Origin of the sequence: Streptomyces sp. NPDC049837 (assembly GCF_040674455.1) — a bacterium.
Taxonomy (GTDB): Bacteria; Actinomycetota; Actinomycetes; order Streptomycetales; family Streptomycetaceae; genus Streptomyces.
In genome coordinates this window covers 71,673-95,624 of record NZ_JBFAMP010000013.1, presented here as the reverse complement: position 1 = coordinate 95,624, position 23,952 = coordinate 71,673, and the positions used below count along the sequence as shown (strand labels likewise).

17 protein-coding genes and 1 tRNA gene are annotated in these 23,952 nt (G+C 75.0%); 8 read left to right on the top strand and 10 right to left on the bottom strand.

The features are described 5' to 3' along the window. Positions 1-21: 21 nt before the first annotated feature. Positions 22-94 (bottom strand) — tRNA-Arg (locus tag AB0J57_RS29345). Between the two features lie 314 nt (positions 95-408). Here AB0J57_RS29345 and AB0J57_RS29340 point away from each other — a divergent pair. From AB0J57_RS29340 to AB0J57_RS29310, 7 genes are all read left to right on the top strand, one after another. Then, entirely contained in the window at positions 409-2,010 is a 1,602-nt protein-coding gene (locus AB0J57_RS29340) for a dynamin family protein (protein ID WP_366131467.1), read from the top strand. Positions 2,011-2,015: 5 nt separating this feature from the next. Then, positions 2,016-3,800 carry a GTPase gene (locus AB0J57_RS29335; RefSeq protein ID WP_366131354.1) on the top strand — a complete coding sequence of 595 codons (1,785 nt, stop codon included), beginning with the start codon at positions 2,016-2,018 and terminating at the stop codon, positions 3,798-3,800. Positions 3,801-3,998: 198 nt separating this feature from the next. Continuing rightward, on the top strand, positions 3,999-4,478 hold the full coding sequence (locus AB0J57_RS29330) for a single-stranded DNA-binding protein (RefSeq protein ID WP_366131352.1): 480 nt from the start codon (positions 3,999-4,001) through the stop codon (positions 4,476-4,478). Between the two features lie 244 nt (positions 4,479-4,722). Beyond that, positions 4,723-6,156: a Cys-Gln thioester bond-forming surface protein gene (locus AB0J57_RS29325; protein ID WP_366131351.1), complete on the top strand. Its 1,434-nt coding sequence runs from the start codon at positions 4,723-4,725 to the stop codon at positions 6,154-6,156. Positions 6,157-6,388: 232 nt separating this feature from the next. Further along, positions 6,389-8,053: an energy-dependent translational throttle protein EttA gene (gene ettA, locus AB0J57_RS29320; RefSeq protein ID WP_366131350.1), complete on the top strand. Its 1,665-nt coding sequence runs from the start codon at positions 6,389-6,391 to the stop codon at positions 8,051-8,053. A gap of 10 nt (positions 8,054-8,063) precedes the next feature. Then, positions 8,064-8,498, top strand: coding sequence for a thioesterase family protein (locus AB0J57_RS29315; RefSeq protein WP_366131349.1), 435 nt, complete (start codon positions 8,064-8,066; stop codon positions 8,496-8,498). After that, on the top strand, positions 8,495-9,154 hold the full coding sequence (locus AB0J57_RS29310; protein WP_366131348.1) for a hypothetical protein: 660 nt from the start codon (positions 8,495-8,497) through the stop codon (positions 9,152-9,154). The genes AB0J57_RS29315 and AB0J57_RS29310 overlap by 4 nt, the downstream gene beginning before the upstream one ends. 106 nt (positions 9,155-9,260) lie before the next feature. Here the strand turns inward: AB0J57_RS29310 and AB0J57_RS29305 are convergent, their stop codons facing one another. The 7 genes from AB0J57_RS29305 to AB0J57_RS29275 form a co-directional block, all read right to left on the bottom strand. Beyond that, the gene (locus AB0J57_RS29305) at positions 9,261-10,220 is read right to left on the bottom strand and encodes an ABC transporter ATP-binding protein (RefSeq protein ID WP_366131347.1); all 960 of its coding nucleotides are present in this window, start codon (positions 10,218-10,220) and stop codon (positions 9,261-9,263) included. Then, positions 10,217-13,033, bottom strand: a complete 2,817-nt coding sequence (locus tag AB0J57_RS29300) for an FtsX-like permease family protein (RefSeq protein WP_366131346.1) — start codon at positions 13,031-13,033, stop codon at positions 10,217-10,219. The genes AB0J57_RS29305 and AB0J57_RS29300 overlap by 4 nt, the downstream gene beginning before the upstream one ends. A 1-nt stretch (position 13,034) precedes the next feature. Further along, on the bottom strand, positions 13,035-16,250 hold the full coding sequence (locus AB0J57_RS29295; RefSeq protein ID WP_366131345.1) for an ABC transporter permease: 3,216 nt from the start codon (positions 16,248-16,250) through the stop codon (positions 13,035-13,037). A gap of 148 nt (positions 16,251-16,398) precedes the next feature. After that, positions 16,399-18,615, bottom strand: a complete 2,217-nt coding sequence (locus AB0J57_RS29290; protein WP_366131344.1) for a hypothetical protein — start codon at positions 18,613-18,615, stop codon at positions 16,399-16,401. Then, a complete protein-coding gene (locus AB0J57_RS29285) occupies positions 18,612-19,346 on the bottom strand; it encodes an ABC transporter ATP-binding protein (RefSeq protein ID WP_366131343.1) in 735 nt (244 codons plus the stop codon). The genes AB0J57_RS29290 and AB0J57_RS29285 overlap by 4 nt, the downstream gene beginning before the upstream one ends. Next, the gene (locus tag AB0J57_RS29280) at positions 19,319-19,666 is read right to left on the bottom strand and encodes a hypothetical protein (protein WP_366131342.1); all 348 of its coding nucleotides are present in this window, start codon (positions 19,664-19,666) and stop codon (positions 19,319-19,321) included. Before AB0J57_RS29280 ends, AB0J57_RS29285 begins: the two co-directional genes overlap by 28 nt. Positions 19,667-19,827: 161 nt before the next feature. Continuing rightward, a complete protein-coding gene (locus AB0J57_RS29275) occupies positions 19,828-20,232 on the bottom strand; it encodes a globin (protein ID WP_366131341.1) in 405 nt (134 codons plus the stop codon). Positions 20,233-20,326: 94 nt separating this feature from the next. Between AB0J57_RS29275 and AB0J57_RS29270 the strand changes: the two genes are divergently transcribed. Then, a complete protein-coding gene (locus tag AB0J57_RS29270) occupies positions 20,327-21,304 on the top strand; it encodes a methyltransferase domain-containing protein (RefSeq protein ID WP_366131340.1) in 978 nt (325 codons plus the stop codon). On the opposite strand, the gene AB0J57_RS29265 is transcribed toward AB0J57_RS29270, so the two are convergent. Continuing rightward, positions 21,301-22,512 (bottom strand): FHA domain-containing protein, encoded by a 1,212-nt coding sequence (locus AB0J57_RS29265; RefSeq protein ID WP_366131339.1) that lies wholly within the window; start codon positions 22,510-22,512, stop codon positions 21,301-21,303. The genes AB0J57_RS29270 and AB0J57_RS29265 overlap by 4 nt on opposite strands. A 52-nt stretch (positions 22,513-22,564) precedes the next feature. After that, the gene (locus AB0J57_RS29260) at positions 22,565-23,932 is read right to left on the bottom strand and encodes a VWA domain-containing protein (protein ID WP_366131338.1); all 1,368 of its coding nucleotides are present in this window, start codon (positions 23,930-23,932) and stop codon (positions 22,565-22,567) included. Positions 23,933-23,952 lie beyond the last annotated feature (20 nt).

The following is a 23,952-nucleotide window of genomic DNA, read 5'->3' as shown; positions in this document are numbered from 1 at the left end:
GGCGACCAGCCGTGTTCTGGGCGCCCCCGGCAGGACTCGAACCTGCGGCCAAGCGCTTAGAAGGCGCCTGCTCTATCCACTGAGCTACGGGGGCCGGTGGTGGCCTTGTGGCCTGGAGCCCCTGCTGGGTGGTCCGTGACCTCGCCGGGGACAAGGATAGGGCTCCGATCGCCTTGACCCGGTCGCTTCACCTGCGTGGCACGATGTGGAGGTTCGGTGAAGCGAACCGATAATCGCAGGTAGGTGCGATTCCCGCAGCGCTTTTCGCGTCTCACGCCTCGGGTGTTGTGTACTCGTTATGCCTGCGCCCCACTCATCCCGTCTGTCCCGTGTGTCGGATCGGCGCGCAGGGGGCGCCATACGCTTCAAAAAGGTCATGAAATTGGGCATTCTTCGCATGTGGTGACCTTGGACGTACGGCCTCAGCTCATCGACGCACTCTCCGCCCTGCGCGACCGTGTCGCCGCCGTGCGTCTTCCACTCCCCCTTCCGGGTGCGCCACGGGCGCGGCAGACGCGGGCCGAGTTGCTCGCGCAGCTCGATGACTATCTGGTGCCCCGCCTGAAGGAACCCGAAGCGCCGCTGCTCGCCGTCGTCGGGGGGTCCACCGGGGCGGGGAAATCGACGCTCGTCAACTCGCTCGTCGGGCGGCGGGTCAGTGAGGCCGGGGTCCTCAGACCCACCACGCGTACCCCCGTCCTCGTCTGTCATCCGGAGGATCACCACTGGTTCGCCGGAATGCGGGTGCTGCCGCAGCTCACGCGCGTGTGGACGCCCGAGGGCGGGGACGGGGAGGCGGACGGGGACACGGGGGAGGAGCGCGCCCTGCGGGTGGAGACCGCCGACACCGTGCCGCGCGGGCTCGCGCTGCTCGACGCGCCCGACATCGACTCGCTCGTCGTCGAGAGCCGCGAGCTCGCCGCCGAGCTGATCTGCGCCGCCGACGTGTGGGTGATGGTGACCACCGCCTCCCGGTACGCCGACGCCGTGCCGTGGCACCTGCTGCGTACCGCCAAGGAGTACGACGCCATGCTCGTCACCGTCCTCGACCGGGTGCCGCACCAGGTGATCAACGAGGTGTCGCGGCAGTACGAGGCGCTCCTCGTCCGCGCCGGGCTGGGCGACGTGCCCCGGTTCACCATCCCCGAGCTGCCCGAGTCGGCGGGCGGCGGCAGCGGCCTGCTGCCCGACACCGCCGTCGCCCCGCTGCGCGCCTGGCTGGCGCACCACGCCCAGGACCCCGCCGCCCGGCAGCAGGCCGTCGGGCGCACGGCCGGTGGGGTGATCGACTCGCTGAACGTACGCATGCCGGAGCTGGCCGGTGCCGTCGCCGCCCAGTACGCCGCCGCCGTGCGGCTCACCGGCGCCGTCCAGGCGGCGTACGGGCAGGAGGGCGAACGGGTACGCCGGGAACTGCGGCGCGGCGCCGTCCTCGCGGGCGACGCCCGCACCCGCTGGCGCGGCTACCCCCGCGACTGCTCGGCCACCGAACTGCTCGACTCCCTCGCCGAGTCCCTGACCGCCCTGCTCCAGTGCGCCGTCGCCGCCGCCGACGATCACGTACGGGAATCGTGGCGGCGCGAACCGGCGGCCCGCGCGCTGGACACCGGTCCCCGGGCGCCCGCCGGGCCCGACCGGGAGACCGGCGAGCGGATCGGGATGGCCGTACGGCGCTGGCGGCGCGTCCTGGAGGAGCTCGCGGAGGACGAGGTACGGCGGATGGACCGGGCCGTCGCCCCCGACGCGGAGACCGCGGCGGCGCTCCTGGCGGCCGCGCTGCTCGGCGGACGCCGGGCGCGCGGCGCCGGTGAACGGCTCGCCGAGCTGCTCGGCGCCCAGGGCGCCCTGCGGCTGCGCGACCGGGGCGGCGAGCTGGTGACCACGTACATCGACCGCGTACTGGACGAGGAGCGGACCCGGCGGCTGGAACCGCTGCGCGCCCTCGACGTGACCCCCGAACCGCAGGCCGAGCTCATCGCCGCGCTGTCCCGATTGCAGAAGGAGAGGTGACGGCGGTGAGCGCCGTTGACGAACGCTGGGACGACGGACTGATCGCCCGCCGCGCGCAGGAACAGGCACTGCGGCAACAGGCCCTGGAGGACGGCGGACCCCTGACGGACGAGCCGCCGGTGCCGATCGGTGAGGCGTACGCGGGGACGCTGCGCACGCGGCTCGACGCCCTGCGGGAGCTGGTCGGGCTGTCCAGGACCCGGCTGGACGGCGAGACGCTCGCCGAGGCCGGGCGGGTGCTGGACGAGGCCGCCGCGCGGCAGCGGCTGTCGTCGCGGCACACCGTCGTCGCGATCGCCGGGCCCACCGGGAGCGGCAAGTCGACGCTGATCAACGCGCTGGCGGGAGTACCCGTTTCGGAGACCGGCCTGCGGCGGCCCACCACGGCCAACCCCATCGCCTGCACCTGGTCCGAGGGCGCCGCCGGGCTGCTGGACCGGCTCGCCATCCCGGGCCGGCTGCGGCGCCGGCCGCTGGCGGGCGGGGTCGGCGACGAGGCGTTGCAGGGCCTGGTCCTGATCGACCTGCCCGACCACGACTCGGCCGTCATCGCGCACCGCGAGCAGGTCGACCGGGTGCTGGCCCTGGTGGACGCGGTCATCTGGGTCGTCGACCCGGAGAAGTACGCGGACGCCGCCCTGCACGAGCGGTACCTGCGCCCGCTCGCCGGGCACGCCGAGGTCACGTTCGTGGTCCTCAACCAGGTCGACCGGCTGCCGGGCGACGCCGCCCACCAGGTGCTGGACGATCTGCGGCGGCTGCTCGACGAGGACGGGATGGCGCTCGGCGAGCACGGCGAACCGGGCGCCACCGTCCTCGCCGTCTCGGCGCTCACGGGTGAGGGCGTGGGGGAACTGCGCGACATCCTCGGGGCGTTCGTACAGGGCCGCCGCGCCGCCGAGCGGCGCCTGTCGGCGGACGTCGACGCGGCGGCGGCCCGGCTGCGCCCGGTGTACGTGGCCGACGGGCACCCCGGGCTGGGGGAACGTTCCCGCGAGGACTTCGGCGCCCGGCTCGCGGTCGCCGTCGGCGCGCGGGCGGCCGGGGAGGCGGCGGAACGCGAGTGGCGGCGCAACGCGGGACGGGCGTGCGGAACGCCGTGGCTGCGGCTGTGGCGCTGGTACGAGCGGCTGCGCACCCAGGGGGGCGGTACGGAAGGGGACGGCGAACCGGAGGCCGTGGTCGCCGCGGAGGACGAGCTGACGGCCCGCCAGCGCGTCGAGCAGGCCGTGCGGGTGGTCGCCGAGGAGGCGGCGCGCGGGCTGCCGGTGCCGTGGGCGCAGGCGGTGCGCGAGGCGGCGGTACGCGGGTCGCGCGGGCTGCCGGAGGCGCTGGACGAGCTGGCCGTGTCGGTGGGGGCGCCGCCGGCGGGCGGGCGGCCGCCCCGGCCCGCGTGGTGGCCGGCCGCGGTCCTGGCCCAGGCGGCCATGACGCTGCTCCAGTTCTACGGCGCCCTGTGGCTGGTCGGCCAGATCGTCGGCGTACTGGAGCCGGGGCTGGTCCCGCCGGTGCTGATCATGCTGGCCGGCATCCTCGGCGGGCCCCTGGTCGAGTGGGCGTGCGCGGCGGCGGCCCGGGGGCCCGCCCGGCGGTACGGGCAGGAGACCGAGCGCCGGCTGCGGGAGGCGGCGGCGGGGTGCGGGCGGGCGATGGTCCTCGACCCGATCGCCGCGGAGCTGATGCGGTACCGGGAGGTGCGTGAGCGGTACGCCCATGTGGCGCGCGGTCGCGCGGAGGGCGGGGGGCCGGGCGCGGGGGCGGGGGCGGGGGCTGCGGCGGTCGTGGTGTGACGCCGGTGGCGGGGTGCCTTGGGGGTGGTTGCCCCGGTGGCGGGTGGGTCGGCCGGTTGGGCGTCCTCCTTGCGGGTGGTGGAGTTCTGCACAAACGGGGGCTTGTCCACAGGGCCGAGCGGGATTTCGGCGGGCGGGCCAGCATGAGCTCAGTCAGCAGGAGCTCAGTCAGCAGGACGACCGCGAGGGGTGGGTGTCATGAACGACACGATGGTGACGGTAGTGGGCAATGTCGCGACGAGTGTCGATTACCGCGAGACGGCTACGGGAGGCATGGCGAAATTCCGGTTCGCCGCGACCGCGCGCCGCTGGGACCGCGAGAAGGCGGGCTGGGTCGACGGACACACGAGTTTCTACACGGTGTGCGCGTGGCGGGCGCTCGGCGCCAATCTGGCCGCTTCGGTGGCGGTCGGTGACCCGCTGGTGGTGCACGGGCGGCTGAAGGTGCGCGAGGAGGACTGGGACGGTCAGCGCAGGACGTTCGTGGACATCGACGCCTCGGCGGTGGGCCACGACCTGACGCGCGGGACGTCCGCGTTCCGCAGGGTGCTGAAGGGGGAGCCACGCTCGGTGGATCGGCCGGTCGCGGTGCCTCCGGCCGTGCCGGACGCGGTGCCGGAGCCGGGTGGCGGGGGAGCGGGTGCCGAGGTGGACCGACCGGCCGAGCTGGTGTCGTGACGGTGCGTCAGGGCGGGAGCACCGAGCGGCGTGGGGATGTGGAGATTCGGCGGGCGCGGACCTGCTGAAACGGGGTTCGCGATAACGATTGCGAGTCGGAATGGTCGTCTGACGGTATGACAGGGGACTGTGCGGGGTCGGCTCTCTCTAGGATTCCCGGGTACTCACGGGGCACTTGAGTCGGCAGGCGAGGCACTCCCCCCACGCGCCACACGCGAAAGGGTCTCGCCCGGAGGGGAATTCTGTGTTTGCTGCGTTTTCTGTACGGAGGCGGAGGAGGCGTCCCGCCCGTCTCCTCGCCGCGGTCGTGACCTCCGGTCTGGTCGCCGGGGGCCTCATGGCCGGGGCGTCCGCCGCCGCGGCCGACGAGGCGCCGCAGCACCAGGGCGGTGCCACCGCCACCCTCAACGGGCTCACCACGTTCGACCAGGCGGTGCTCCGCCTCGACGGCGAGAAGCAGGAGATCCCCGCCGGCCTGTTCGAGATGACCGTCGACGGCGGCGGCACCCTGAAGACGTACTGCGTCGACCTCCACAACCCCACCCAGGACAAGGCCAGGTACCTGGAGACCTCCTGGGACCAGACCTCCCTCGGCGGGAACAGGGACGCGGGCCGGATCCGCTGGATCCTCCAGCACTCCTACCCCCAGGTCGACGACCTGGTGGGGCTGGCCGAGGACGCCGGCACGGGCCCGCTGACCGCCGCGACGGCGGCCGCCGGCACCCAGGTCGCCATCTGGCGCTACTCGGACAACGCACAGGTCCAGGCGCTCGACCCGGCGGCCGAGAAGCTCGCCGACTGGCTGGAGAAGGAGGCCGGGAACGCCCCGGAGCCCAGGGCCTCGCTCAGCCTGGAGCCCAGCGCGGTGTCAGGCCCGGCCGGCACCCGGATCGGCCCGGTGACCGTGCGCACCGACGCCGGACGCGTCACGGTGACCCCGCCCGCCGACGCGGCCGCCAGCGGCATCCGGATCACCGACAAGAACGGCAAGCCGGTCACGTCGGCGGCCGACGGCAGCCGCCTGTACTTCGACGTGCCCGCCAAGGCCGCCGACGGCTCCGCCGCCCTGACCGTGCAGGCCACCACCTCCGTGCCGGTCGGCCGGGCCTTCGCCGGAGTCACCAAGAGCCAGACGCAGATCCTGGCCGGCTCCAGCGAGTCGACCGTCTCCGCGACCGCCACGGCCACCTGGGCCACGGCGGGCGCCATCCCGGCGCTCTCGGCCAGGAAGAACTGCGCCGAGGGCGGCGTGGACGTCACGGCCACCAACAGGGGCACCGCCCCGTTCAGCTTCGAGCTCATGGGCCTCACCTACGCCGTCCAGGCCGGCGAGTCCCGGACGGTGACCATTCCCGTCGCCGAGGACCAGGCGTACGACTTCACCATCACCGGGCCCGGCGGCTTCAGGAAGACGTTCAAGGGCATCCTCGACTGCCGGACCACCGGCAGCACGGCCGTGGCCATGACCGGCCAGCAGGGCGCGCAGCCCAGCCCCCTCTCGGCCGGCGGCACCTCGTCCGGCCCCGGCGCGGCCGACGACGGCCCGGACCTGGCCGAAACCGGCGCGTCCGGCGCCACCCCCATGATCGCCGGCATAGCCCTGACGATGGTGGTCCTCGGCGGCGCCGCCCTCTTCCTCCTCCGCAAGAAGAAGGACCCGGGCGCCGACAACGACTGACCCCCGGGGCCCCGCCCCGCCTGTCCCGCCCCAGCCGGGCGCGCCCCAGCCGGGCGCCCGCCCGGGCGCCCCCGCCCGACCATTGCGACGTACCGTGACCGGATGGCTATGGAGGCCGTGTGCGGGGGAGGTGCCGGTACGGGTCCGGCCGTCTTACTGGTTTCCTTCGCGGGGTGGACGTCAGGCAAGATGGGGTGTATCTGCCCACTCTCGGATTGCCGGACGGTTTCTCTTGGCTGAGTACATCTACACGATGCGCAAGACGCGCAAGGCGCACGGCGACAAGGTCATCCTCGATGACGTGACGCTGAGCTTCCTGCCCGGTGCGAAGATCGGTGTGGTCGGCCCGAACGGCGCCGGTAAGTCCACCGTGCTCAAGATCATGGCCGGTCTGGAGCAGCCCTCCAACGGTGACGCGTTCCTCTCGCCCGGGTACACCGTCGGCATCCTGCTCCAGGAGCCGCCGCTGGACGAGTCGAAGACGGTCCTGGAGAACGTCCAGGACGGCGTCGCCGAGGTCAAGGGCAAGCTCGACCGGTTCAACGCCATCGCCGAGGAGATGGCCACGAACTACACGGACGAGCTCATGGAGGAGATGGGCAAGCTCCAGGAGCAGCTCGACCACGCCAACGCGTGGGACCTCGACGCCCAGCTCGAGCAGGCCATGGACGCCCTCGGCTGCCCGCCCGGCGACTGGCCCGTCACCAACCTCTCCGGTGGTGAGAAGCGCCGCGTCGCGCTCTGCAAGCTGCTGCTGGAGGCCCCCGACCTGCTCCTCCTCGACGAGCCCACCAACCACCTGGACGCCGAGTCCGTGCAGTGGCTGGAGCAGCACCTCGCCAAGTACGCCGGCACCGTCGTCGCCATCACCCACGACCGGTACTTCCTGGACAACGTCGCCGAGTGGATCCTGGAGCTCGACCGCGGCCGCGCCTACCCCTACGAGGGCAACTACTCCAAGTACCTGGAGACCAAGCAGGCCCGCCTCAAGGTCGAGGGCCAGAAGGACGCCAAGCGCGCCAAGCGGCTCAAGGAAGAGCTGGAGTGGGTCCGCTCCAACGCCAAGGGACGGCAGGCCAAGTCCAAGGCCCGTCTGGCCCGCTACGAGGAGATGGCCGCCGAGGCCGACAAGATGCGGAAGCTGGACTTCGAGGAGATCCAGATCCCGCCGGGCCCGCGCCTGGGCAGCGTCGTCGTCGAGGTGGAGAACCTCAACAAGGCCTTCGGCGAGAAGGTCCTCATCGACAACCTGAGCTTCTCCCTGCCGCGCAACGGCATCGTGGGCGTCATCGGCCCGAACGGTGCCGGCAAGACCACGCTGTTCAAGATGATCCAGGGTCTGGAGGAGCCGGACTCCGGCTCGATCAAGGTCGGCGAGACCGTCAAGATCTCCTACGTCGACCAGAGCCGCGCCAACATCGACCCGAAGAAGACGCTGTGGGCGGTCGTCTCCGACGAGCTCGACTACATCAACGTCGGCCAGGTCGAGATGCCGTCGCGCGCGTACGTCTCCGCGTTCGGCTTCAAGGGCCCGGACCAGCAGAAGCCGGCCGGCGTCCTGTCCGGCGGTGAGCGCAACCGCCTGAACCTGGCGCTGACCCTCAAGCAGGGCGGCAACCTGCTGCTCCTCGACGAGCCGACCAACGACCTCGACGTCGAGACCCTGTCGTCGCTGGAGAACGCGCTGCTGGAGTTCCCGGGCGCGGCCGTGGTCGTCTCCCACGACCGCTGGTTCCTCGACCGGGTCGCCACGCACATCCTGGCGTACGAGGGCGACTCCAAGTGGTTCTGGTTCGAGGGCAACTTCGAGTCGTACGAGAAGAACAAGATCGAGCGCCTCGGCCCGGACGCGGCCCGGCCGCACCGCGCCACGTACAAGAAGCTCACCCGGGGCTGAGGCAGCGGCAGTGGCTCGTCACATCTACCGCTGTCCCCTGCGCTGGTCGGACATGGACGCCTTCGGGCACGTCAACAACGTCGTCTTCCTCCGCTACCTGGAGGAGGCGCGGATCGACTTCATGTTCCGGCTGGCGCCGGGGAACGGCTCGCCGTCGTTCTCCGGCGGGTCCGTCGTGGCCCGGCACGAGATCGACTACGTACGGCCGCTGGTCCACCGGCACGAGCCGGTGACCATCGAGTCGTGGGTCACGAAGATCGGCGCGGCGTCGCTGACGATCGCGTACGAGATCAAGGACCCCGATCAGGTGTACGTGCGGGCCTCGACGGTCGTCGTGCCGTTCGACCTGGAGGCCCAGCGCCCGCGCCGCATCACGGCGGAGGAGCGTTCGTTCCTGGAGGAGTACGTGGACGACGGCATGCACGGGGAGCCGGCGGCAGCATGACGCCGCCGCTGCACTTCGCCGACCCCAGGGAGGCCGCCGACCTCGCGGCCTTCCTGGCCCGGCTGATCCACTACGACCGGGCCGCCGCCGTCCGCCTCCAGGCGGGTGGCGGTGCCCTGGCCGTGTTCGGCCGGCCGGCCTCCTTCGACGTGCTGGCCATCCGTACGGCCGCGCTCCTGGACGACGCGCCGCTGGACGTCACCGTGTCCGCCGGGCAGCTCCTGGAGGGCATCGAGGAGTCGGCGGGCAAGGCCATGGTGCCCGCCCCCGTCACCGGCCCGCCGTGGGCGGGCGTCCTGCCTCCGCGCGGCGGCTGGCAGGAGCTCCCCGGCCTCCCGGACGCCGCCGGGCTGCGCGGGGCGATCGCGGCGGCGGTGGCCGAATTCCGGGCGCGCGACGGCGAGTTGCCGGCCGAGCGCCGCACGCGCGCGGAGCGCGACCGGCTCGGCCGTGAGATCTGGTCCCGGACGATCGGCTCCACCGGCCTGCCGCTGCGGGCGGTGCACGCCGCCCAGTCGCTGGGCTTCCTGCCCCCGCACGACGTGCCGGTGGCCCTGCTCACCGCGGGCGCATGGCTGCGGCTGCGCACCCCCTACGGATCGATCGCCGTCCGCAAGGCCGGCCTCGGTACGGGGCTCACCGTCACGGCGGTCTGACCCCGGTACGGGCGCGCCCGTCACCGCCGTCCTGCGCCCCGGGGGCACGTTCGCGTCCCGCCGGGCCGCGGCGGCCGGGATGCGGCGCACGCGGGCGTCAGGGGGGTCAGGAGGCGTCGTCCGGGCGTACCGCGATGTGGTCGGGCTCCAGTTCCAGCAGCACCCGGTGCCGCATGCCCAGCGCCTCCGTGTACTCGGCGGGCAGTTGGAGGCGGCCCGCGCGGTCCAGGGTGGCGTACTCGCGGGCCACCATCGACTCCTGGCCCTCCGCGTCCACCTCCGTGCGCCGCAGCACCTCCGAGGACGTGCGGCCGTCGCGGATGGCGACCGAGCGGCGGACCTCGCCCGCCACCGCCTGGTCGTGCGTGACGATCACGATGGTGGTGCCCAGCTCCTCGTTGGCCCGGCGGAACGCGGCGAAGACCTGCTCGCCGGTCGCCGAGTCCAGTTCGCCCGTCGGTTCGTCGGCGAGCAGCACGGACGGCGAGTTGGCCAGGGCGACGGCGATCGCGACCCGCTGCTGCTGGCCGCCGGACATCTGGTGCGGGCGCCGGTCGCGGCAGTCCGCGACGCCGAGCATCGACAGCAGCTCCAGCGCCCGTTCGGCCCTCCGCCCCCGCTTCGTACGGCCGCGCAACTGCATCGGCAGGGCGACGTTCTGGGCGGCGGTCAGGTACGGGAGGAGGTTGCGGGCCGTCTGCTGCCAGACGAAGCCCACCACGTCACGCCGGTAGCGCAGCCGCGCCTTCGCGTCCATGGCGAGCAGGTCGCAGCCCGCCACCGTCGCCGCGCCCGCCGTCGGGACGTCCAGGCCCGCCAGGATGTTCATCAGCGTCGACTTGCCGCTGCCCGACGCCCCGACCAGCGCCATCAACTCGCCCTCCCGCACCAGCAGATCGAGCCCCTGGAGCGCTTGCACCTCCACCCCGTCGGCGGTGAAGATGCGGACGAGGCGGTCGCAGGCGATCATCGCGCCGTCGCCGTACGCGGGGCCGTCGCGGCGTGCGGTGACCCGCTGCTCCAGATCCGCCAGAGTTGCCAGAGCCCCCGGAGTGGTGTCCGTCATCGCGCGTCTCCTGCCCTGAGTTCCCCGATCGAGTCCCGGCGGACCACCCACCAGGCCTGTGCCACCGCGACCGCCACCGCCAGTGCCACCACCCCCGCCGCGGGCAGCACCAGCGACCACGGGTCGGCCCGCAGCGGCGCGCCGTCGAACGTGGCGAGCCCCGGCGCCGCCGCCAGCGCGAGCCGCGCCAGGTCGACGCCCGGCGCCAGCAGCGCGATCGCCGCCCACCCGGCCAGCGCCCCGCCGGCCGCCGCGAGCAGCGCCTGCGGCAGCGCCTCCAGGACCGGCAACCACCGCCCCTGCCGCCGCGACAGGCCCATCGTGCGCAGCCGCGCCAGCAGCGCCGCCCGCTCCGGCGCGCTGTGCAGCACCGACAGCAGCAGCGCCAGGGCGGCGTACCCGGCGCCCGCCGCGACGGCCGCGGCGTAGACCCGCTCGGCACCCATCTGCATCGGCGACTCGACGAACGCCGCACGCGCCTCCGACCGGAGCAGGACGGAGAAGCCGGCGGCCGCCGACCGCACGGCGGAGCGCAGCTCCCCGCCCGCCATGGAGCCGCTCACCAGCAGCACCGTGTCCGCCCGGTACGTGAGGTCGGCGGCGTTCACGACGATGAAGTCCGCGCCGGGCACGGCCGGGGTCCGCTCCCGCACACCCGCCACCCGCACCCGGAAGTTCCCGGCGTGCGACTGGATCAGCCGTTGCTCGGTACCGATCAGGCGCGCGACCGACGGTGAGGCGATCGCGGGCAGCAGCGGCACGCGGCCCCCGTCCCGGGCGCCCGGGTCCTTCAACTCACCGGCCGGGAAGCCGCCCAGGCCGGTGCGGCGCGTCAGTTCCGCGTACGCGTCGGGGTCGACGCCGATCAGCGTCACGCTCATCGACCCCGGCACACCCGGCTGGGCCGCCAGCGGCACGCCGTACTCGACCTGGACCGCCACCACGTCCCGCACGCCCCCGACGCGCCGCACCGCCTCCGTCAGCCCGTCCGGCAGCGGCACCGCCTCCGCCGCGCCCGCCACCCGGGCGTCCGCGCCCGTCGCCAGCACCGACGCGTCCTCCCGGGCCGCCGCCACCCCCGCCAGCACCGAGCCGCCGAACGCGGCCGTCGTCAACGCGACCAGCAGCGCCAGCAGCGGCAGCGCCCCGGCCGCCGACGACCGCCCGGCGCGCGCCAGCGACAGCGGCCCCACCACGCCCCGCAGCCTCCGCGCCGGACGGGCCAGCCACCGCAGCGGCAGCGGATACAGCCGTACGAGGACGAGGGCGGCGACCAGGCCCACCAGCACCGGCGCCGAGCCGGCGAAGACGTCGCCCGAGCCCGAGCCCGAGCCCGACCCCGACCCCGACCCCGAGCCCGAATCCGCCCCGACACCCCGCCGCCGCAGCGCCGCCACCGCGCCCACGGCCAGCACCAGCAGCGTCAGTTCGGCGACCGTGCGCCGCCGCGAAGGCCGTGCGCCGACCAGGTCGTCCCGGCCCCCGTGCACCCCCGGCCGCCGGTGCGGGTACACGGCCCGCAGCGGCAGCGCGACGCACGCCACCAGCGCCACCGCACCCGCGCCGACGACCGCGTACCCGAGCCGTCCCGAGCCCACCAGCCACACGGCGAGCAGTAGCCCCAGCGCGGCGGCCGGGACCGCGACCACGGCCGTCTCCGCCAGCAGCCGCCCGCCGATCCCGCGCAGCGAACCGCCGCGCGAACGCAGCAGCGCCAGCTCGTCCCGCCGCCGCGCGGCGGCCAGCCCGCCCGCCATCACCACCACGACGACGGCCACCGCCCCGATCCCGAACGCCGCGACCGCGACGACCGGACCGATGGCGGCCCGCATCCCCTCGTAGGAGGCGAGCAGGTCACCGAGCCGGGTGTCCACCGACGCGGCCTCACCGAGTTGCCGGCGCACCTTCAGCAGATCGGGTCCGCCCGTCAGCGACGCGACCGCGCCGGTCAGGGCGGGCACGTCCCCGGCGGTCAGGTGCGCGGTACCGGGAGCGATCCGCCAGAAGGCCTGCGGCTCACCGCCCGTGCCCAGCAGCACGGGCGCCGCGTCGGGGGGCAGGAGCAGCGCGGCGTCCCAGAAGAACCTCGGTGCGCCCGTCGAGTTCCTGGCGGTGAGCACGGGTGTCCGCAGCAGCGGTTCGACCGACCAGTAGGCGCCCTCGGGCGACCGGGGCTGGAGGATGCCGGTGATCCGTACGGTGAGCGGCGCGCGCCCGTCGCGTGGCAGGTGCACCACCGAACCGGCGGACAGCTTCAGGGACTTCGCGGTGTCGGTGGTGACGGCCGCCTCCACCTCCGCGGCGGTCACCGTCGCGGAGGCGGCCGGGAGGCGGCCGGCGCGCACGGTGGCGTGCCGGGGCAGCTCCGAGGGCGTGGCCAGGGTGAACTCGGGCGGCAGGCCGTCGGGTGCCGGGAGCGAGGCGTCGGTCGCGGGCAGCGGCTTGTTGGTCCGCACCCCGTACGACGACTGCGCGGCGACGGCCCGTACGGGCTCCGGCAGGGCCTCCACGACCGCCCGGTGCAGCGCCCGCAACGACTGCGGCCGCACGTGCGCCGCCTCGGTGTCCCGGCCGGCCCGCACGGTCACCTCGACGACGCTGTCGCGCGGGGCGGCGGTGCCGATCCGGTGGCGCAGGCCCTCCGTCTCGTACGCGTCGACGGCGCGCGGGAACGCGGCGGCGAGGAACGCCGTCACCGCCACGAGCAGGGCCAGCGCCACGGCAGCCCCCGGGAAGGCCCGCAGCCGGGTCCGCACCCAGGGCGCGACAGGCGCGGCGGACGCGGCACGCGCGACAACAGCGGGCCGGCGCATGTCAGTTTCCTCCCTGGACAGGGGCCTGGTGCCGCAGCGTGACGGCCGGGTCGTGGCGGCGCAGCGCGATGGCGGCCACCGTCAGCAGGGGCAGCACCGCCACGGCCGCCAGCAGCACGGCCACCCGGTCCGGCGGCAGTTCGACGAGCACGCGCGGCACCGGCTGCGCCGCCCGGCCGGTCAGGACCACCAGCGGCACGACGGCCCGGGTCAGTACGGTGCCGAGGGCGAGGCCCACCAGCAGCGCGATGCCGACGAGCAGGCCCTGTTCGGCCGCCAGCAGCCTGGCCAGCCGGCGGCGCGGCGCGCCCAGCGCACGCAGCACCGCGAACTCGGCGGCCCGTTCCCGCACCGAACCCGCCGCGCTCACCGCGAAGCCCACCGCCGCCAGAGCCGCCGCGGCCGCCGCCACCGCCATGAGCGCCGAGCGCGGCCCCGCGCCCAGCGGGTCGCCCAGCAGCTCGGCGGCCGCCTCGTCGCGCACCAGCACCCGCGCCCGGTCCCGGTCGGGCTGTGCCCGCAGCGCCGCCGCGACCCCGGCGGTCCGGCCCGGGGCGGGGGCGAGCCACCATTCGGTGGGCGGGAGGGCGAGCCCGGTGCGGTTCACCGCGTCCAGGTCGACCAGAAGGGCGCTGGAGGTGGTCGTCGGCAGGTCCCGTACGGTGCCGACGACCGTCACCCGCACCTGGCGGCCCGCCAGCGTCACGTCCATGCTCTGGCCGCGCTCCGCCCCGGCGGCGTCGAGGAACGCGTCGGTCGCGATCGCGGGCACCGCGTCCGCGCGAGGCGGGGGCGGCGCGGTGGCGAGGACCGTGAAGTGGTGCGGGTCGAAGCGGGGGTCGACGGGCGTGACGCCCGGTTCGTACGCCAGGGTCAGCGGCGTACGGGCGGAGGACGTGACCGTGACGGGCTCGGCCCGGGCGGCGTCCTCGCTGTCGGTGAGCCGTCCGCGCCAGGCGCCGAACGGCGCGGCCGGTACCGGCCGTTCGTCGCCGTCCGCCGTGACGGCGGCCAGCCGCTCCAGCGTGAACCGGTGCCGTTCGCCCTTTTCGTAGGGCAGCGGGCCGGACAGCTCCACACCGGTCAGCGTCACCGGACCGGCGGGGCCGCCGGAGGCCGCGCCCAGGTCGACGGTGCCGTCCTCGTCGAGCGGCAGCCGGTAGGCCAGGCCGTGGCGGTCCTCCACCGTCACGGCGGCATCGACGCGGCCGCCCGCGCCGGTCACCCGGGTGGCGAGCCGCAGCCGCACGGTGCCGTCCGGCAGGGGCACCCCGGGCCGTGCCTCGCGCGGCGGGGCGACCCGGTCGAGCAGTCGGCCGGGCGGGCCGTCCGCCAGGTCGCCGCGCAGCAGCAGCCGTTCGCGGGCACGGGCGGTGTCCAGCGCCAGTACGGTCGCCGAGCGGTCGCCCGGCAGCTCCGTCACCGCGCGGTGGGCGGGCGCCGCGTCCCGCACCCCGGGCAGCCGCGCGTACGCCCCCGCCCGGCCCGGATCACCGGTCCGGTCGTCCAGCACACGGATCGAGGCGCCGGTCGCGAAGTCCGCCTGGTCGCGCTGCGACCGGTCCCACGACGCGCTCTGGCCGATCGCCAGCATGCCCATCGCCACGGCCAGCACCAGCAGCAGCACCGGACCCGCCCCGCGCAGCGGCCGCCGGCTGAACTGCCAGCCCGCCAGCGCCACCGACAGCCCGCGCCCGCCCGCCGCGCGCCGCTCCGCCAGCCGGGCGGCGGGCGGCAGCAGCCGCAGCGTCAGCACCGTCCCGGCCAGCAGCGCCAGCGCGGGCGCCGCCACCAGCAGGGGGTCGATGCCCAGGCCGCCGTCCCGGCCCCCGCTCAGCACCCCGCTGCCCGAAGCAGCCGTCTGCCGGTCGAGCTGCCAGTACGCCACCGCCGCGATCACCAGCAGCCCGACGTCCGCCCCCGCCCGCACCGGCGCCGGCAACGCGCCCGCCCGCCCGCGCGGCAACCGCACCGGACCGGCGGCGGCCGCCAGCGCCGGCGCCACCACGGCGGCCGCGCAGCACACCGCCACCCCGGCGGCCACCAGCCACACCTGACCGGCCGGGGCCTCCCCGAGCCGCAGCCCGATCCGGTCGAGCGCACCGCCCGTCGCCAGTAGCCGCGTCAGCGGGCCCGCCAGCAACGGCGCGGCCACCCCGGCGGGCACGGCCAGGAGCAGCGCCTCGACCGCCGCGAGTGCGGCGATCCGCCGTCGCGAGGCGCCCCGCGCGCGCAACAGCTCGGTCTCGCCCGCCCGTTCCGTACTGAGCAGCCGGGCGACCAGCAGCAGCGCGTACGCGGCGAGCAGCACCAACTGCACGGCCACGATCATCAGTGTCGAGCGCGCCACCAGCAGCGCCCGTTCGCTCTCACCGAGGACGGCCGGCAGCGAGGTACGTGCGGTCGCCGCGCCGCCGAACGCCGGGTCGGCGGCGAGGGCGGCGGGACCGGCCGTCGCCGCCTCGCGCAGAGCGCCGACCCTGTCGGTGGTGAGCGTGCGGAAGTCGGCGGAGGCCAGCCAGGACGTCTCGTCGGTGCTGACCCGGCCGGAGCCGAGCACGGCCGGGTCGGTCAGCAGGGGACCGTACGTGGTGAAGACGACGGTGCGGACGCCACGGCCGCCGAGCGTGTCCAACTGCCAGTACGGGTCGGCGGGGTCGGCCGGCCGGTACAGGCCGGTGATCCGTACCGTGACGGGCTTCCCGCCGAGCCGGTCGGTGACCGTGAGCCGGTCCCCGGCCTTCAGGTTCAGTCTCCGGGCGGCGGCCTCGGGGAGCGCGGCCCGGATCTCCGCACCGGAGGCGGGCCAGGCGCCCTGGACCAGGTGGACGCGCGAGCGGTCCAGGGCGGCGAAGTGCGTGAGGTCGGGCTCGCCCGTGCGGGCGGTGGGCGGCTGGAGCGCCCGCGGCAGGGCGTACGAACCGGAGCGCTCCAGTTTCCGTACGGTCACCGGCAGCCCGCCGAACGTCTCGCGCGCCCCCTCCCGGGCGGCCTGGTCCGCGTCGTCGCGGCGCTCCAGCGGGACGTGGGCGGTGACGACGAGCGAGGCGGCGGAGGCGGCCCGGCCGTGCAGGGTGTGGCGGAGGGCGGCGTCGCCGATGGACCCCGAGAACGCGGCCAGCGCGGCGAGCACCGACGTGGTCAGCAGGACGGCGAGGAGCGCGGCGGCAAGCAGTAACCGGTGCGCACGGACGCGCAGGAACACAAAGCCGGTCACACAGCCCCCCAGCGCCGTCGAACGCCTGATCGTTCAACGGATGCTTTCAGAGGGCACGCGTCGGAGTAACCGCTTGCGGGCGGACCTTGACGGGATCGTGACCGTTATCCGGCGCCGCGGTACCGCCCTGCGGGCACGTCCGTACGCTTCAGTCGCCGCGCGGTACCCACCGGTGCGTGAACCGGGCGCCCAGCCACCCGCCCAGTACGGTCGCCGCCCCGCACACCACCACCGCCAGCGCCAGCCCGCCGCCGAGCAGCCCGAGCGGCGAACTCCCCGACGGGGACAGGAAACCGAGGTTCACCGCCGCCAGCACCCCCGCCAACAGCGCGGCCAGGCCCAGCGCGCAGGCCATCGGAACGCCCATGCCCCACCAGGCGACCCGCAGGTGGAACCCCGCGCCCGAGGTGTACCCGGCCAGCGCCCGCAGCTCGTCGGCCCGGTCCAGGAAGGCGTGCAGCAACCCGGCGGCCCCCGTGAGCGCGAGCAGCAGGAACCCGACGGCCGCCACGAGCACCACCCAGTCGGCCTGCCGCGCGCGGGCCTGGGCACCGATGACATTGGCGTCGCCGGGAACACCGACGTGCGGCAGCGGCAGCGTCGCACGGGCGGCCCGTTCCGCCCGCTCGCGCCCCTCCGGCCCGCTCGTCAGGACGACGAAGGGCCCCTGCTCCTTCAGCAACCGCTCCCTGGAGGCGGCCGCCTGGACGTGCACCAGTCCGAAGCTCATCCAGCGCAGTGCCTCCGTGCGCGGTGTGCGTTCGCGGTAGACCTCGTGCACCGGCACGGGCCGCTCCCGGGGGCAGGACCGCATGGCCCCCAGCGCGGCGAGGTCGCGGCAGTCCCCGCGCAGCACGGGCGGGCCGGTACCGGACGCACCGCCGCCCGGCACCACCCGCAGCACCCGGTCCTCCGGGGCCAGCGCGGCGGCGAACCGCGCGTGCGCCGCCTCGCCCGTGGGCGCGCTGTAGACCTCCAGGAGCCGGTCGTCCAGCCGTTCGCCGAGCACCGTGGCGTTGCGGGCCTCGCTCGTCAGGTCGGTCACCATCACCACGGCCTGCGCGACCAGCCCCAGCATGACGACGAGGGCCGCGCCCGCCCGGGCGATCACCGCGGGGTGGGCGGCCGCCCAGCGCCCGCCGACCAGCCGCGCCGCGTTTCCCGTGCCGTGCCCGGTCAGCCTGACGGACACCCGGGCCGCCGCCCGGCCCAGCAGCGGGGGCAGCCCGATCAGCGTCAGCGTCGTGCCCAGGACGAACAGCCGGATGCCCATCGCCCCGCCCGCCGCCGCCCCGGAGACCACCGCCAGGGCGCCGATGCCGCTCAGCACGCCGGGCCAGGCCGACGGCAGGGGCCGCGCGGGCCGGGGCCGCCCGGAGCCGGCGGGGCGCACCCGCAGGTGCAGCGCGGCGAACAGCAGGCACAGGGCCACCCACCCGGCCACCAGCGCGAGCGGGAACTGCCAGCGCAGCGGCGCCAGATCGGCGGCCGCCACCCGGTAACCGGTCAGCGGCAGCCGTACGCCGGTCAGCGTGACGACCAGCAGCGGCAGGCCCGCGAGGACCGTCCCGGCCGCCAGCGGGCGCAGGCACTCCCCGGCCGCGATCCTCGCGCGTACGGAACGCCCGCCGCCGATCGCGTACAGCACGGCCAGCCGCCGGTCCCGCTGCCGGGCCCCCAGCCGGGAGGCGACGACGAGGAGCACGCCGGCGGGCAGCCCGAGCTGGGGGACCAGCAGCCAGTACAGGTCGCTTTCGGGCCGGTCGAACGACTGGCTGACGAAGTACGGCGGGTCGGCCGGCCGCTCGGCGCCGAAGCCGGTGATCCCCAGCGTCGTCTCGTACCCCTGGATCGTCACGCCGGCCGGCGGGCGGGCGTACACGAAGAGCTCTCCCGTGTCGGCCAGCCCTTCCTCCGCGACCGTGCCCGCGAGCCGGCCGAACCGGGTGGTGGCCGCCGGCATGGCGTCGAGCAGGGCCGGTGACACGAACGCCTCTCCCGGCTCCGGCCAGCGGGGCAGGCCGGGCGGCAGGGGAGCGGAGGGTGCGGCGGGCTCCAGGTACACCACCGAGAAGGCCCACTCCCGGTAACTGTCGTCGCTCTGCGTCCACCAGGCGGCCGGCTTCGCACCCGGCTGAGCGGCGGGCACGGGCAGCCGCGCCGAGATGCGCGCCTCCCGCCCCTCGTACACGGCGTGGACCGCCTGCGCGGACCACACCAGCAGCGCGGCCGCCATCGCGGCGAGCACCAGGGACAGGGCCTGGACGGTCAGCCGGGGATCGCGCCGGCCGGCCGCCCCGGCCGAGGCGCGGCGGCCGACGGCGAGCAGGTGCGCGGTCGCGCCACGGCGCCGGGCCCGGCTCACGCGCCCGCCGCGGTGGTGTCGGTGGTGTCCGTGGACTCGTACAACGCGCCGTCCCGGAGAGTCAGTTGGCGGTCGGCGTAGAAGGCGACCACGGGATTGTGCGTGACGACGACCAGCGTGCAGCCGTACTGCACGGGCAGCCCGAACAGCAGCGCGCACACATCGTCCGTGGCCCGCTCGTCGAGCGCCCCGGTCGGCTCGTCGGCGAGCACTACCGGCGGCCGGGTCGACAGCGCGCGGGCCACCGCCACCCGCTGGCGCTCCCCGCCGGACAGGACGCCCGCGGGCGAGTCGGCCACCTTGCCCACGCCCAGCTCGCGCAGCAGCCGCCCGGCCGTCCCGTACGCCTCCCGGCGGCCCTTCCCGGCGATCAGCAGCGGCAGCGCGGCGTTCTCCACCGCGCTCAGCTCGGGCAGCAGCTCCCCGAACTGGTAGACGAAACCGAGGGTGTTCAGCCGCCACGCCGCGGCCTTGGCGGGCCGCAGCGCGGCGGTGTCGGTGCCGCACACCCGGATGGTCCCGGCGCGGGGACGGTGCAGCCCGGCGAGGCAGGAGAGCAGGGTGGACTTGCCGCTGCCGCTGGGCCCCGTGACGGCGACGGACTCGCCGGGGCGCGCGGTCATCCCGGCGTCACGCAGGAGGGTGCGGCCGCCGAGCTCGCAGGTCAGTCCGGAGACCATGACGGTGGGTGCGGCCATGACGGTCAGGGGTGCCTCTTCCAGGCGGAGCACGCGTCCGACACCAGCGGACGGTTCTCGCACGTCTGGAGGGTGTAGATCGAGTACGTACCGGTCGAGGAGGTCTTGCAGTAGCCGTTCGTCTCCTCCATGCGCACGACGGTGTCCGGCGTCGTCCGCTTGAAGTTGACGTAGACGTTGAAGCCGTCGTACTCGCGGTCGCACACCCCGGCGTACTTGTGGTCCCGGCCGATGTAACCGAAGTCCTCGCCCTCGTAGACGTAGAAGGTGTCACCGAAGGCGGTGCCGGCACCGAGCAGCGCCGTCACCGTCGCGATCGCCACGGCACCCAGCCGTGTGGTCCTCCGTCGCACGTCGCACCTCCACAAGACGAGGGGCACCCGCCGACTGCGGATGCCCGTTCGATGTGTTGCGGCTGTGAACTTAGGGGGTCGTGGGTGCCCATGGGGACGGGGCGCGGCAGAGTTGGCCGGAACCTTTTCTGTCACTTACCGGTCACGGAGCGTGAACCGCCTCAGTCCGGGGTGTTCACCATCGACGCGGCGGCGTACGTCAGGTAGTTCCACAGCGTCCGCTCGTGCTCCTCCGAGAGGCCGAGCTCGTCGACCGCCGCCCGCATGTGCTTCAGCCAGGCGTCGTGGGCCGCCCGGTCCACGGTGAAGGGGGCGTGCCGCATCCGGAGCCGGGGGTGGCCGCGGTTGTCGCTGTACGTGCGGGGGCCGCCCCAGTACTGCATGAGGAACAGCACCAGCCGCTCCTCGGCCGGCCCCAGGTCCTCCTCCGGGTACATCGGCCGCAGCAGGGGGTCCTGGGCGACGCCCTGGTAGAAGCGGTGGACGAGGCGCCGGAAGGTGGGCTCGCCGCCGACCTGCTCGTAGAAGGTCTGCTCCTGAAGCGTGCCGCGCGGGATCTCATTCACGAGTCCATCGTCTCAGACGCCCCGGCCGAGGACCCGGGCCCTAGGACCTCGCGGGCTACTCGCCACCGATCGCCGCACGCAGCACAGTGGAGATATGCGCACACAGCGAGAGGATCCGTTCGCCGGGGCCGCCGCCGAGGCGCGGCGCGAGCTGGTGCGGGAGATCGCCGCCGGCGGGGACCTCCAGGACCCGGCCTGGCGGGCGGCGTTCGAGGAGGTGCCCCGGCACCTGTTCGTGCCGTACTTCTACATCGGGGTCATGGGGGGATACGAGCGGCTGTGGTGCGAGGACCCCGACCCGGACCGGCGGAGGCGCTGGCTGGAGGGCGCCTACCTGGACCGGCCGCTCGCCACCCGGGTACGGGACGGGGAGCTGGTCTCGTCCGCCAGCCAGCCTTCCCTGATGGCCGGAATGCTGCACGCGCTGGAGGTGCGGGACGGCGACAGCGTCCTGGAGATCGGCGCCGGGACCGGGTACAACGCGGCGCTCCTGTCGCACCGGCTGGGCGACGAGCGGGTGACCACCGTCGACCTGGACGAGGACATCACGGAGGCGGCCCGCGCCCACCTGGCGGCGGCCGGATACCACCCCGCCGTGGTCACCGGCGACGGGGCGCGCGGCTGCCCGCAGCGGGCCCCGTTCGACGCGGTCATCGCCACCTGCGCGGTGTCCTCCGTACCGCCCGCGTGGCTCGCGCAGTGCCGCCCCGGCGCCCGCGTCCTCGCGCCGCTGTCCACGGGGCTCATCCGGCTGCGGGTGCGGGACGCCGAGCACGCCGAGGGGCGGTTCCTGCACACGTCCGCATACTTCGTGCCGCTGCGCGGCGGCACCCCGCCGGCGCCGGTGCACACGGGCGGGCTGCCCCGGCACGCCACCGATAACGAGCTGTTCCGCTTCCTGCTGACGCTGACCGCGGGCAGCCTGGACCCGCACGAGGCCTACTCGCTGTGGCAGCGCGAGCGGCGCCCCGCGCGGGAACGATTCGGCGTGACGGTCAGCGGCGAGCACCAGTGGGCGTGGCTGGACGACCCCGAGGGGCCCTATAGCTGGCCCCTGGGGACGCGGGGCTAGCCCCGGCGGATGGTGATCGTCGTCCAGGCGCCCACATGGACCCGGTCGCCGTCGTTGAGCGGGACGGGGACGTAGGGCTGGATCGGGTCCTCGGCGCCGTTGAGGGTGGTGCCGTTGGTGGAGTTCTGGTCGACGACCGCCCACGAGCCGTCCGGCTGCCGCACCAGTACCGCGTGCTGATGCGAGACGCCCGGGTCCTCCGGCGGCACGGACAGGTCGATGTCCGGGGACTCGCCCGTGGAGTGCCGCCGGCGGCCGATGCTGATCTGGTTCCCGGACAGCGGCAGCCGCTGCTCAGGGGAGTACGCGGGCAGGTTGAGGCCCGCGGCCTCGGGTCCGCTGCGCCGCATCATCGCCATGAAGTACTCACGGTCGGGCGCGACGACCGCCGTCCATCCCGCGGGCGCCTGCTGCGGCTGCTGATGGGGCGGCTGTGGTGCCTGGTGCTGCTGCGGCTGCTGCTGTGCGGGCGGCGGAAGCATCCAGTCGTCCCCGCCGCCACCGGTCGGCTGGGGATGCGGCTGGGCCTGCGGCGGGGGCGGCGGGCCCGGTTGCTGGAACGCCTGCGGGGGCGGCGGGCCGGGCTGCTGGAACGCCTGGGGAACCGGCGGCGGACCCTGCGGCGAACCAGGCGGGGGCCCCTGCGGCGGGCGCTGGGGCGTGGACGGCTCGGGCGGCAGCGGTTCGGCCGGGCGGTTCATCTGCGACGGGCGGGAGCCCTGGTACTCGTACGGGTCCGGCGGGCGCGGCGCCTGCGGCCGGGGCGGCGACGGCTGGGACTGGAAGCCGGGCGGCAGGTTCAGCCCGGGCGGCGGACCGCCGGGGCCGCCCGGGCGGCTCTGCGGCGGTGCCACGGGGGTGTACGAGGTCGCCGTGTTGGTGAGGAAGTTCCACCGGCACTCCTCGCAGAACGGCGCCATGGCCTCGCGCGGAGTACGGCACTGCGGGCACAGCTCCGCCTGGGCGGTGGCGTTCGGGTCCCCGCCCGCGAAGCCGCCGGGCCCACCTGGGCGCTGCCCGGGAGCGCCCGGGCCACCGGGTCCACCGGGTCCGGGCGGGCCGGGGTAGCCGTACGCGGGCGGCGGCGGGGGCGGAGGAGGCGGCGGCGGAACGGCACCCGCAGGCGCGCCCGCCCCGGTCATGCGGTGGCCGCAGACCTCGCACCAGTCGTCGGAACCCGACTGGTGTCCGTTCGGGCAGGTCGGCATGTCGGCGCTTCCCCCTCTCCTCAACCGGCCCGCGGGCCGTGCAGATCGTGACCTATTTCCGGACGTTCTTCACGCGAACCGTCTTGGTGGAGCGGGTTTCGAGTGTCATCTCGTCCGCTTCCGCGACCTTCGCCTTCAGTCGCACAGTACCTGTCGCCGCGTCGACCACGTCCACCACCTTCGAAAGGAGTTTCGCGGTATCCGCGTTCCCGGAGGCGGCCGCCAGTTGCACGGCGCGGCCGAGTTTCGCCGTCGCGCCATCGAAATCGCCGGACTTGCGGGCATCCAGACCCTGTTGGATGACTTGTGCCAGTTCGGCCTGTCCCGTGTAGTGCGCGACCTGGGGGTTGATGGAGGTGGAGGCCGCCATGTCGTCGGTCCACACCGCGCGCACCAGGCCCTGCGACAGGGGCTGCGGCGCACCGCCCGCCGGGTCCGGCAGGATCAGCGAGACACGGGCCGCGAGCATCTCCTGGCCGATCCCGGCCTCCGGCACCCGGACGCACACGTGGTAGTCGCGGGACTCGTCGCCCCACGAGCCGGTCGGGTAGTCACCGGCCCGGGGCCCCGCCTCCGTACGCCGGTCCGTCAGCTCCTCCACCGTCGGCGCCACCTGCTTGACGAAGACGATCTCCACCCCGACCGGGGTCCACAGGCGCAGGCTGACGTCGGCGACCTCCTTGCCCATCGCGTTCTCCATCATCCGCGTGAAGTCCGCGGCGAGGCCCGCCGGATCGGCGACGATGTCGGCCGTGCCGAGCAGCGCCGAGGCGATCCCGGTGACCTCCTTGACCTCCCAGTCGGTCCCCACCCCCCGGGCGTCGCAGGTGAAGCGGCCCGCGCAGGCGTCGAGGGCCGCCCGCAGGTCCTCCGGCGTCTCGTGCTCGTTGCGGCCGTCGGTCAGCAGGATGCCGTGCCGGATCGGTACGTCGGCGGACGCCAGCAGCCGGTCGGCGAGCGTCAGCCATGTGCCGATCGCGGTGCCGCCGCCCGCGCTGAGCTTGCGCAGCGCCTCCTTCGCCTCGGCGCGGGTGCGCGCCCCGGCGGTGGCCAGCCGCCCGCCGCCCGGGTAGACCTCGTTCGCGACATGGGTGCCGGCGACCACCGCGAAGGCGACGCCGTCGCGCAGGGTGTCGATCGCGGCGGCCGTGGCGTCCCGCGCGTTGCGCATCTTCGTCGGCGGGTAGTCCATGGAGCCGGAGCAGTCGACCATGATCACGACCGCCGCGGTCGGCGCCTGCCCCGGTATGTAGGAGGGCGAGACCGACGCCCCCGCCAGCGGCACCCCTCCGCTGGTGCCGCCGCCCGTCGAGGTGACCGTGACGATCGCGTTGACCTCGCGCCCGCCCTCCGGCAGGTACTCGTTCTGGTACACGTCCACCGAGAACTGCGGCACGTTCGACTTGGAGAAGTTCGCCATCTGATCGGCTCCTGGAGACT